This is a genomic window from Campylobacter showae CSUNSWCD (assembly GCF_000313615.1).
Classification (GTDB): Bacteria; Campylobacterota; Campylobacteria; order Campylobacterales; family Campylobacteraceae; genus Campylobacter_A; species Campylobacter_A showae_A.
This window is the reverse complement of record NZ_AMZQ01000005.1, coordinates 81,575-92,901: the sequence shown is the minus strand read 5'-3', so window position 1 is coordinate 92,901 and position 11,327 is coordinate 81,575. Positions and strand designations below refer to the sequence as shown.

Annotated in this window: 11 protein-coding genes; 5 read left to right on the top strand and 6 right to left on the bottom strand. The window is 45.0% G+C overall.

Annotated elements, in window-relative coordinates:
- Positions 1-83: 83 nt before the first annotated feature.
- From CSUNSWCD_RS03855 to CSUNSWCD_RS03835, 5 genes are all read left to right on the top strand, one after another.
- On the top strand, positions 84-419 hold the full coding sequence (locus tag CSUNSWCD_RS03855) for an ArsR/SmtB family transcription factor (protein WP_009494341.1): 336 nt from the start codon (positions 84-86) through the stop codon (positions 417-419).
- Between the two features lie 252 nt (positions 420-671).
- Entirely contained in the window at positions 672-1,445 is a 774-nt protein-coding gene (locus CSUNSWCD_RS03850; protein WP_009494340.1) for a MetQ/NlpA family ABC transporter substrate-binding protein, read from the top strand.
- Between the two features lie 151 nt (positions 1,446-1,596).
- Positions 1,597-2,370 carry a MetQ/NlpA family ABC transporter substrate-binding protein gene (locus tag CSUNSWCD_RS03845; RefSeq protein WP_009494339.1) on the top strand — a complete coding sequence of 258 codons (774 nt, stop codon included), beginning with the start codon at positions 1,597-1,599 and terminating at the stop codon, positions 2,368-2,370.
- 193 nt (positions 2,371-2,563) lie between these two features.
- A complete protein-coding gene (locus CSUNSWCD_RS03840; RefSeq protein ID WP_009494338.1) occupies positions 2,564-3,343 on the top strand; it encodes a MetQ/NlpA family ABC transporter substrate-binding protein in 780 nt (259 codons plus the stop codon).
- A 357-nt stretch (positions 3,344-3,700) separates the two neighbouring features.
- Positions 3,701-4,327 (top strand): DedA family protein, encoded by a 627-nt coding sequence (locus CSUNSWCD_RS03835; RefSeq protein WP_009494336.1) that lies wholly within the window; start codon positions 3,701-3,703, stop codon positions 4,325-4,327.
- A 196-nt stretch (positions 4,328-4,523) separates the two neighbouring features.
- Here CSUNSWCD_RS03835 and CSUNSWCD_RS03830 read toward each other — a convergent pair whose 3' ends face one another.
- The 6 genes from CSUNSWCD_RS03830 to aroB are packed head-to-tail and all read right to left on the bottom strand — an operon-like array spanning position 4,524 to position 11,308.
- Complete coding sequence (locus CSUNSWCD_RS03830; protein ID WP_009494335.1) at positions 4,524-5,183, bottom strand: hypothetical protein; 660 nt, start codon at positions 5,181-5,183, stop codon at positions 4,524-4,526.
- A 7-nt stretch (positions 5,184-5,190) separates the two neighbouring features.
- Complete coding sequence (mog, locus tag CSUNSWCD_RS03825) at positions 5,191-5,730, bottom strand: molybdopterin adenylyltransferase (RefSeq protein WP_009494334.1); 540 nt, start codon at positions 5,728-5,730, stop codon at positions 5,191-5,193.
- Between the two features lie 15 nt (positions 5,731-5,745).
- A complete protein-coding gene (locus tag CSUNSWCD_RS03820; RefSeq protein WP_009494333.1) occupies positions 5,746-7,413 on the bottom strand; it encodes an AAA family ATPase in 1,668 nt (555 codons plus the stop codon).
- Entirely contained in the window at positions 7,400-8,689 is a 1,290-nt protein-coding gene (gene mtaB, locus CSUNSWCD_RS03815) for a tRNA (N(6)-L-threonylcarbamoyladenosine(37)-C(2))-methylthiotransferase MtaB (RefSeq protein WP_009494332.1), read from the bottom strand. Before mtaB ends, CSUNSWCD_RS03820 begins: the two co-directional genes overlap by 14 nt.
- Positions 8,679-10,274: a mechanosensitive ion channel domain-containing protein gene (locus CSUNSWCD_RS03810; RefSeq protein WP_009494331.1), complete on the bottom strand. Its 1,596-nt coding sequence runs from the start codon at positions 10,272-10,274 to the stop codon at positions 8,679-8,681. The genes mtaB and CSUNSWCD_RS03810 overlap by 11 nt, the downstream gene beginning before the upstream one ends.
- Positions 10,271-11,308 (bottom strand): 3-dehydroquinate synthase, encoded by a 1,038-nt coding sequence (aroB, locus tag CSUNSWCD_RS03805; RefSeq protein ID WP_034964311.1) that lies wholly within the window; start codon positions 11,306-11,308, stop codon positions 10,271-10,273. The genes CSUNSWCD_RS03810 and aroB overlap by 4 nt, the downstream gene beginning before the upstream one ends.
- Positions 11,309-11,327: the final 19 nt, after the last annotated feature.

The following is an 11,327-nucleotide window of genomic DNA, read 5'->3' as shown; positions in this document are numbered from 1 at the left end:
TTATATGATTATATACTAATATAGGAATATAGTCAAGTATAAATTTAGCTCTTTTAAGTTAAAATCATAAAAAAGGTATAAAAATGCAATATGTTGATATTCTTGCGCTAAAAAGCGAATTTATGAGAGTTTTAGCTCATCCTCTTAGGATTGGGATAGTTGAGATTTTAGGTGAAAAAAAGATGAGCGTAGGTGAAATTTGCGAGCTTTTAAACAAAGAACAAACAACGGTTTCAAAGCATCTTGGGGTATTAAAAAATGGGGGAATTTTAAAAAGCGAGAAGTCCGGACTTAATGTTTTTTACTCGGTTGATATTTGCTGTTTGCCAAATTTTTTGGAATGTTTAAAAAATATTTTAGAGGAAAAAGCAGCCAAAAACTCAGAAAATGCAAGAGGCGTCATAAAAAGTCTAAGATAAATTCCTAAAATTTATTTTTTTTTAAACTTTTTTTATTTACAATGCGCGAAATTAATTTTACAAAGAAAGGATAGAAAATGAAATCAGATATGTGCGAAATGCGTCGCTTCACTCAACTTAAGTCGTCGAAAGACTAACGCTAAGCGCAAATTTCTTTTTAAGCGCTTAGTCTTGCTAAGCATTTAAAAAGAAATTTGAGCCTCCGCTCATATCCTTTTTTAAATGCTAGCCAAATTTTAAAAAGGATATAAAATGAAAAATCTACTCAAATACTCTCTAGTCGCTCTAAGCCTAACAGTCGCAGCAAATGCAGCCGAGAAAATCGTCGTAGGCGCTACGCCGGTTCCGCACGCTGAAATTTTAGAAGTCGTAAAACCAATCCTTGCAAAAGATGGCTTTACTCTTGAGATCAAAGAATTTAACGACTACTCTACTCCAAATTTAGCCACCGAAGACGGCGATCTAGACGCTAACTACTTCCAGCACCTGCCGTATCTTGAGGAATTTAACAAAAACAAAGGCACTCATCTAGTTAAAACCGTAGGCGTTCACCTCGAGCCTATGGGTGTTTACTCTAAAAAGATAAAAGATATCAAAGAGCTAAAAGACGGCAGCACCGTAGCGATACCAAACGATCCGACAAACGAGAGCCGCGCACTTGACGTGCTAGCTAGCGCAGGTCTTATCAAGCTAAACGACAACCCTCTAAAAACTCCGCTTGATATCACGGAAAACCCAAAAAAGCTAAAATTTGAAGAGATCGAGACCGCTCAAGTTCCTCGTACGCTAGATGACGTTACTATCGCAGTTATCAACACGAACTACGCTCTAAACGCCAACCTAAACCCGACAAAAGACGCGCTCGTGCTTGAGAGCAAAGATAGTCCGTACACCAACTACGTCGTGGTCAAAGTCGGTAAAGAAAATAGCCCGAAAATCAAAGCTCTAGATAAAGCCGTAACAAGCCCGGAGGTAAAGAAATTCATCGAGGAAAAATATAAAGGCGCGATAATCCCGACGTTTTAATCAAATTTAACTCCGCCCGCTCAAATTTAGCGGCACGGGCAAATTTAGCAAAACGACGAATCCAAATTTAGTTTAGAGACCGCTATTAAAATAAAACGGCGTAAAAGCTTTTACCTTTTTAGCGCCGTTTTTTATCAAAAAAGGAATAATAATGCAATTTTCAAAAATACTTCTTGGCGCGCTTCTAGCTAGCGGCCTGTATGCTAGCGACAAAACCATCACCGTAGGCGCATCTCCCGTACCTCACGCAGAGATCTTAGAAGAGGTCGTAAAGCCGATACTAGAAAAAGAAGGCTACAAGCTCGAAGTTAAAATCTTTAACGACTACGTGATACCAAACCTCGCCGTCGAAAACGGCGAACTCGACGCAAACTACTTCCAGGGCCTACCGTATATGAAGTCGTTTAACAAAGACAACGGCACCCACATCGTACCAACTGTGGGCGTACACGTCGAGCCTATGGGTGCGTATTCTAAAAAGATAAAAAGCCTTGGCGAGCTAAAAAACGGCGATATCATCGCTATCTCAAACAACGCCGCAGACTCGACCCGCTCTATAAATTTGCTAGAAAAAGCGGGCATCGTAAAGGCTAAAGATGACGAATACAAATCCCCGCTCGATATCATAGAAAACCCGAAAAATCTCAAATTTAAAGAGATGGAGTCCGCACAGACGCCCCGCTCTCTCGATGACGTCGCACTAGCCTTTATCAACGTAAACTACGCCCTAGACGTCGGCCTCCAACCAACCAAAGATGCGCTAATCCTCGAGGATAAAGACAGCCCGTACACCAACTATGTAGCGACTAAGGCCGGCAACGGAAACAACCCAAAAATCAAGGCTTTAGATAAAGCGATACTAACTCCCGAGGTTAAAGACTTTATCATAAAGCGCTATCAAGGCGCGGTTATACCGAGCTTCTGATCGCGTCAAATTTGACTCGTTTGCCATCGTAAATTTTAGTATTAAAAATCGCCATAGGCGTTTTTTACCTAAATTTTATGGCTCAAATTTGGCTAAATAAAGAAAAATAGTCGAGAAAAATCTCCAAAAACAAAACGGCGTAAAAGCTTTTACCTTTTTAGCGTCGTTTTTCAAAACAAAAAAGGAAAATACAATGAAAGTTTTTAAAATTTTAGCAAGTTTGGCGCTAGCCTTTAACCTCTATGCAGCAGATAAAGATCACACTATCGTAGTAGCCGTCTCGCCTGTACCTCACGCAGAAATCATGGAGTTTATCAAACCCGTCCTAGCAAAAGAGGGCTACGATCTAGTCATCAAAGAGATAAACGACTACTCGATCCCGAATTTAGCGACGCAAGACGGCGATTTGGACGCGAATTTCTTTCAGCACTGGCCGTATCTAAAAAATCATAATGAAACCAAGGGCACGACCTTGATAACTGCCGCAGCGATACATCTCGAGCCGCTGGGCTTCTACTCAAAAAAGATAAAAAACCTAAGCGAGCTAAAAGACGGCGCTAAAGTCGCGATCGCCTACGATCCGACTAACGGCAACCGCGCTCTAAACATCCTGCAAAAAGCTGGCCTCATAGAGCTAGATAAAAGCGCCGAACTCGCCACACCAAAAGACATCGTGAAAAATCCAAAGCACTTAAATTTCGTCGAGCTCGAGGGTGCGCAGATACCTCGCACTCTGGACGAAGTCGATCTAGCCGCCATCAGCACAAACTTTGTCCTTGACATCGGTATGAATCCCAAAAAAGACTCGCTAGCCATCGAGGGCACTGAAAGCCCGTACGCCAACATCATCGCGGTCAAAGCGGGCAACGAAAACAGCCCGAAAATCAAAGCCCTAGTTAAAGCCGCAACCAGCCCGGAGACAAAGGAATTTATCCTAAAAAGATACGATGGAGCGATACTGCCGGTGTTTTGATTACGTGCCGCTTGCGTTTTAGCGCAGGACGGAAGCTTTTTGGCCGATTTTAAAGTCGGTCGATAAAATTTGAGTCAAATTTGGGTTTTATCGTCAAATTTGACTCTCAAGCGGACGCGGTTAAATTTAGAGTTCAAATTTAACTGCGACTCACTTTTTAAACTCGATAACTTTATCAAGGCGCGGGTTAAACCCAAATCTTTATCTTCTAAATTTATCCTCCAAGCAAATTAAAAACTCGCCCGTAATGCCGTTAAATTTAATCGCCGCAGACAGCCCTAACCCCAAATTACGCCCATCTAAAGCTAAAATTTAACGTAGTTTGCTAAAATCATAATTTTAAATTTAAGGAGAAAAATGCTAGGCGATTTTATAAATTTTATCGTCCAAACCGTCGGCGAGTGGGGATATGCGGGCATATTTTTGATGATGTTTTTAGAGAGTTCGTTTTTCCCGTTTCCAAGCGAAGTGGCGATGATACCCGCGGGCTACCTTGCGCACCAAGGGCAGATGAGTCTAGTGCTGGCATGGTGCGCAGGCACGGCTGGCAGTCTCGCAGGAGCAGTGTTTAACTACTATTTATGCTACTTTTTCGGTCGCGAACTCGTACTAAAATACGGCAAATACGTCGGCATCACGAAGGTAAAAATGCGAAAATTTGAGGCGTTTTTCAAAAGACACGGCGAAATTTCGACCTTTAACTGCCGCCTGATCCCGGGCATCCGCCAGTATATCAGCCTGCCTGCTGGCCTTGCCAAGATGAACCTTTTTAAATTTAGCCTCTACACGACTCTTGGTGCGGGCATCTGGGTCGCTATACTACTAGCAGTGGGCTGGTATCTAGGCAAAAACTACGACAAGAGTGCGTTTAGCCACATCGTTGTCGCCCTACTCGCCGTCGTCGGCCTGCTCACTACGCTTTATATCGTTTACGTAAAACGCCTAAGCAAAAAATCAAAAATCGGCGCAAAAGAGCTAGAGTAAGACGCCGAGTAAGCCGGCAAGTAAAGCCGAAATTTAAATTACGGCTTTACGTTGCAAGGTCTACTTTATCAAATTTAACTGCAAAAACATTAAAATTTTAACTTCGCCGCTACCAATCAAAAGTAGCGGAACAGTTTTCTATCTCTCAAATTTACAAAAATAGCGTTTTTAGAGACTGTATAAAAAGTTTATGCGTTTAAATTCTACGCCTTAAGGCAATAAATTTGATTACTTTTAAAGCTTCTTTAGTGAAATTAAAAAATGAAAATTTAGCCCTTTTTATGTCTTTGTTTTCCAAATAATACCCACGCAAATCAAGCGCCAAAAGCGTGATAAGGGAAGGAAACATGTAGATATTTATGGCAATAAGCACGATGCGAAGCGTAACGGTATCTTTTAAAATAGCTTGTAAATTTAGGCTATTTTCGATACTGACGTAGTAAACGCCGATCACGGCAACAAGCGCGGCGATGCGTAAAATTTTAGATACGATTTCGTTACCTAGTTTTGAAATATTTTCACTCACGGCTAGCGATAAAAACAGCCAGCAAAATATCCACATAAGCGCAAAAACGGCGTCTAAAAGCAAATTTTCATCATAACGCTCGCGTACTACGATAGCAAAAACAGGCGAGAAAATCAGACTCAAGACGAACCAAAAAAGCGAACGAAACGCAAGTAGGACGAAACACGCATAGATACAAGCGCTAGCGGCAAGCAAAAGCCACTCGACCCTAAAAACGAGTGCGAGCGCGTAAACGCCGATGCAAAGCGTAAAAAGGCCGCAAAAGAGCGAATAATAGCCCTCAAGCAGCCTTGTAGCCTTTAAATTTATATTTTCAAAAAAGTTTAGCACGCGTGGATTATGAAATTTTCTTTTGTTTCGGGCGAAACACCTTCATCACGCTCTCATCAGTCTCTATAAATGCGCCGCCGATGAGGTCAATGCAGTACGGAATCGCTGGAAATACGGGCTCCAAGCACTCTCTGATCGCCTTTGGCTGGCCGGGTAAATTTACGATGAGCGCGTGCCCTCTGATGCCGGCCGTTTGGCGCGATAGGATCGCTGTGGGGACGTATTTTAGGCTGGCTGCGCGCATTAGCTCGCCAAAGCCTGGCATCATCTTTTCGCATACGGCCTCGGTCGCCTCAGGCGTCACGTCGCGAGGAGCCGGTCCCGTGCCGCCCGTCGTTAGCACTAGATCGCAGCCTAGCACGTCTATCATTTGTTTTAGGCGCTCTTTTATGAGCTCGATCTCATCGGGAATCACCTCGTAAAAATACTCGCGCTCGCTCGTTATCCAGCCATCCAAAACCTCTTTTATCGCCGCGCCCGACAGATCGTCGTATTTGCCTTCGCTAGCGCGGTCGCTCAGCGTCAATATGCCTATTTTTGCTTTCATTTTTTCTCCTTAAATTTAGTTGTAATACTCTTTGATAATTTTGCCCAGCGCGTCTTTGTCGATACTTTCATATATCTCAATATGCTCGCTGATACGCTCTAGCTGCGTTTTCATACCCGCTAAAAACGTTCCGACCTCGGCGTATGCCTCTTGCAGTAGCTCCTCGGCCTCAGCCGCACTCGGCGTAAAAGTATGCCCCATGCCGTACTCAAAAACCATGTTTTGCGCTATCTCACGGGCCTTTTGGATATCGGCGTTGGAGTTTGAAAAGGTATCGTCTTTGACCATCTTTAGCGCGCTCATGCCCGCCAAACAGACCTTGATACGCGCAAACATCTGCGAGCGCGACTCTATCTCTCGCTCGGGGCGCATAAACTGCTCCTCGACGAGCGAAATTTTTTCAAATTCTATCCCGAACCAATACGCAGCCAAAGCCTTTGCGCCCTGATAGAGCGCTTGGATGCGCTTTTCCTCGTCGTTGTAGCTTAAAATCCTTCTTTTACCGAGCAGGACTTTGTTTAAAACGCTTTCAAAATCGCTAAATTCGATTATCTCGCCGCCGCGCCTTAGCGCATTTATCGCGGCTTCGTTTACCAGCGTAGAAAGCGCCGCCCCGCTAAAACCGACGCTGATACGCGCCACGTCCTGCGCCTCTACGCTCGTGTTTTTATCTTTTAGATAGGATTTTAAAATCTCGACCCTATCGGCAAAATCAGGCATCGAAAGAAAAATTCGTCTATCAAATCGCCCCGAGCGCAGTAGCGCCTCGTCTATCATCTCGATGCGGTTAGTCGCAGCGATCACGATGACGCCCGAGTTATCCTCAAAGCCGTCCATCTCCGTTAGCAGCTGATTTAGCGTAGCCTCGCGCTCGTCGTTTCGGTTGCCGCCGCGTACCTTGCCCACGGCGTCGATCTCGTCGATAAAGATGATGGAGGGCGCATAGGCTTTAGCTTTTAAAAACAGCTCATGCACGCGTTTTGCACCCATGCCGACGTAAATTTGCACGAAACTAGCGCCGCTTTGGTAAAAAAACGGCACTCCCGCCTCGCCCGCGACGGCCTTTGCCACTAGCGTCTTGCCCACTCCGGGAGGCCCGACCATCAGCACGCCTTTTGGCATTTTGATGCCGAATTTTTTATATTTCGTCGGATTTTTTAGAAAATCCACGATCTCGCTTAGCTCAAATTTGACGTCCTTTATGCCCGCCACGTCGTCAAATTTGACGTTTGAGATAGCAGGAGCTACCGAGCTAGCGGCGATATTATCGTACTCGTAGACGTTTGCTTTTTGATTTTCGTTTTGAGCAGCGAGCTTTTGTTTTTTAAACCTCGCATAAACCGCAAGCCCCGCAAAACAGATAACAAGCAGCGTCAGCACGGCTAAAATTTCATCCAGTACTGGCGTCTCTTTTTTTAGATCGACTGGCACTTTTTGCACTAGAGCACGCATATCTACGCCGTCTTTCACGATGATATATTTGTTACCGCCTTTTGTCGTGAGCTCTAGCTCGCCGCCGTTTACGGTCGCGCTTGCGATCATGTCGCCTTCTAGCAGCTTTTCGTAGCTTTCGTACATTATGCTTTTGGGCTGGCTTCTACCTACCGCAACGGCTAGCAAAACCGCCAAAATAGCCGTCAAAATCACGATGATCTTTTGTTTATTTAGCTTAAATTTGTGCATAGTCGCCCTCGCTTTTTACTTCAAATTTATCTATGACCGCCCACTCTTTTAAAATTTGCTTATCCGTTTTGATTTTTACTTTGTTATAAAACTGATCGAAACCTTCGTAAAATTCGCCGTTTAGCTGCTCGACGAGTACGTTTAGGCTCCCGCCCTTTTTAGCGTACTCTTGCCTAAATTTAAAATTATTTTCCGCTACGATTTGCTTTAAAACCTTAAGCCTAGCCTTCGCCACGTCGCCGCTAACGTCCATTTTCATATCCGCCGAGTGCGTGCCCGTGCGCGGCGAATACGCAAAGCAGTGCAGATGCGTGAGCGGAAATTTTTTAAAATTGTCTAGCGCCTCGCTCCAAATTTCCTCGCTTTCGCCAGGATGCCCAACGATGTAGTCGGTTCCTAGCGCAAAACCCATCTGGCTAAGCTCCAAAAACAGCTCCAAGTCCCTAAAGGCTTGATTTCGCCGCCGCATGATACGTAGCATCGCCTCACTCGTATGCTGAAGCGCGATGTGCAGGTGCCGCTCTAGCCAACTCTCTTTTAAAATCTCGCGAAAGCTCTCGTCTATCTGGCTTGGTTCGATACTACCAAGCCTTATGCGCTTTATGCCGCCTATTTTACCGAGCTGTCCTAGCAAGCGGCCCAGGCTTGAGCCCGTATCCTTGCCGTAGCTACCGATATTTGTGCCCGTTAGCACTAGCTCGTTGTAGCCGTTGTAGGCTAAAATTTTAGCCTCTTTTAAAATCGCCTCCTCATCCATACTGCGCGCCTTGCCGCGAACGGCCGGGATGATGCAGTAGCTACACGCAAAGTCGCAACCCTCTTGGATTTTGATAAAGGCTTTGGTGTGATTTTCGTAGTTTGTTACGATATTTTTGTCGATACTTTTTAAATTTCCCAGCTCGAAAAACGGATCTTGCGACTTTAGCAGCGCGTTTATATCCTCTTTTTTGCTCGCGCCTATCACACCAAAAACCGCGCTTTTGTTAAACAGCTCCTTACCCTTGCTCACCGCGCCGCAGCCCGTTAGTATCACTCTAGCGCCGCGTTTTTTTATGCCGTTTATGTAGCTGCGCGCGCCGCTATCGGCGGAGTTTGTGACCGTGCAGGAGTTTACCACTACGATGTCAGCTTCGTTTTCGTCGCTAACGATATCGTAGTCTTTGACGTAGCTTTTCATCAGCTCGGTGTCGTAGATGTTCGTGCGGCAGCCGAAGGTTTTAAAAAATACCTTTTCTCGGCGCGGCTCTTGCTGGGTCAAATTTGAGTTAGGATTCATGCTTTTCCTTGTCGCCTTCGCCCATCGGCTTTGTTTCGCCTGCTTTTACGCGTCTATCCATATATAAAGTCTGCGTCGGATAGGCTATCACGATGTCGTCATGGCTGGCGATGGCTTCCATTATCTCCGCACTTATCGTGCTTCGCAAAGATAGCGTGGCAAAGGTGTTTGCCATGTACCAGACCGAAATTTTCACACCGTAAGGCTCGATAAAGGTAAACACGCGCGGCTCGACGTTCGGGTTTTTTATGCTGTATTGATTTCGCAACTTGCTCATTTGCTTTTTGGCGATTTCCGTGTAGCCTTTGGAGTATTTTCGCGCGATATCTTTGATGATGTGAGCGGCTTTTTTGTGATTAGAATCAAAGCTACAAACGACGTCTATACCGTCCCAAACGGTCTTCATACTGTGGTGCGAGTAGTTTGCGATCAGATCGGTGAAGATATAATTATTTGGCACAAATATAATGCGCCCCGCTCTGCGGTTTGAGTTTACCGTGACGATCGTGACATCCTCGTAAATAGTCATCCTAAGTAGCGAGATATCGATGATATCGCCCACGACATCCTCTCCGTCTTTGCGCACCTTTATGCGGTCGCCGACGTGAAAACTACCGCCAAAAACGATGACCGTCCAGCCGAGCATACTCATAAACATATCTTTCATGGCAATCGCGATACCCGCAGACGCAAAGCCCAGCACCGTAACGAGATAGGTCACGTTTTCTATATAAGCAAAAAGCAAGATCATGATTATGAGCGTGATATTTACTAGGTTTATAAATTTGTTCGCCGTGTATAGGCGCTCATTGTCGGTAATCGTCTTTTTGATGATAAATTTAAACAAAAACGAAAGCCCGATCACGACGACGATAAATATACCGATATCAAGCGCCTTTTTCATCTGCGCTTTGATATCCTCGCTGGTGCGGTTTATCGCCTCGTTTACGCGCTTTTCATACACGCCGTAGGTTGTTTTTGCGATGTCGGCCGCGGCGTTAAATTCCGCTAGTTCCTGTCTGGCCTCGGCAAGCTCGGCTTGAAAGCGCGCGTCGTCGCTCAAATTTACGATCTGGGTTAAAATTTGCTCTTTTCTAGCTAGCTCGTCGGTCGTCTTAGAAAGCCCATCTAGTCGGCGCTTATACTCGTCTTTTTCGCTTTTTAGCTGCTTTATGTGCGAAAAGCCCGAGATCACGGCGACGGGATTGGTTATCTTTTGTAAAATTTCTATCTCGGGAGCCGTTATCATGCTAGAAAACGGCGCTTTTTGAAACTCTCTTAAAAGCTCAATCTGCTCTTTTAGCGTGCTTTGTTTTTTTTGTAGCTCGAGAACTTTTTCGGTATTTTTAGCCTGTCTTTTTATCGCTGCTTCGATTTCATCGAGCTCCGCGCTTAGCTTTTGAAAGGTGTTGTAGTTTGAGTAGCGAGTCGCCCAGATGTTATCGGCTAACTCGTCCTCGATAAACGACAAAGACGCGTTTAGCTCGGATAACTGAGCTTCTTTTGTCCCGTTAAAATCGCTAGGTATATCATCTAGCGAATAAGCAAAGATCGCAAAAAATAAAATAAATAAAATTTTTCTCATTTAAACTCTCTTAAAACGTCCATCACGAGCTCGCGCGGCACGTCTTTTCGTATCTCGTAGTCTCCGATACCTCGCGGCAAGATAAATTTGATCGCTGAGTTTTCCGCCTTTTTATCGAGAAAAAACGCCTCGTAAAAGCCGTCTGCGTTTGGCACCTTGTAGCTTGTTGGCAAGTCAAATTTAACTAAAAGCTCCGCCACGCGCGCCTTTTGCTCCTCGCTCATAAGGCCAAGCTTCACCGCTAGCGCATTAGCCATATTCATCCCGATCGCCACCGCCTCACCGTGTAGATATTTTTTATAGTTCGTTTCGTTTTCTATCACGTGAGCGAAGGTGTGACCGTAGTTTAGCACCGCACGCACTCCTTTTTCGCGCTCGTCGGCTTCTACGGCGGCAGCTTTTATCTGCACGCAGCGGTAGATCAAATTTTGCAAATTCGCCTCATCCGTCAAATTTGCGCCCTCCATCCATGAAAATAGATTTTCGTCAAAGGTTACCGCCATCTTTACAGCCTCTGCAAGTCCCGCGGCAAATTCGCGCTTTTCAAGCGTCTTTAAAAACCCTGTCTCGCAGTAAACGGCGCTAGGTTGATAAAACGAGCCGATTAGATTTTTGCCGAATTTGTTATTTACGCCCGTTTTTCCGCCTACGCTAGCATCCACTTGCGCTAGCAGGGTCGTGGGGATGTTTATAAATTTGATCCCGCGCTCAAAAATACTCGCAACAAAGCCCGCCATATCGCTCACCACTCCGCCGCCAAGCGCGATGATCACGCTGCTGCGATCAAGGCGGCTAACGAAAAGCTGCTCCAAGATCGCCTCTATCGTTTGCATATTTTTATACTCTTCGCCGTCTGGAACGCTGATGATAAATTTTTGCGGACAGTCTATGAGCGAGAGTAAATTTTGCAGATAAAGCCCGCCTACTTTTGCGTTTGTCACGATAGCGACTTTAGCGTCAAATTTAAGCTCTTCTAACTCGTTTATATAGACGCCATAGCCAGGCTTGCCGTCAAATTTTATATCTATTTTCATCTTATTCTCCGATTTTATT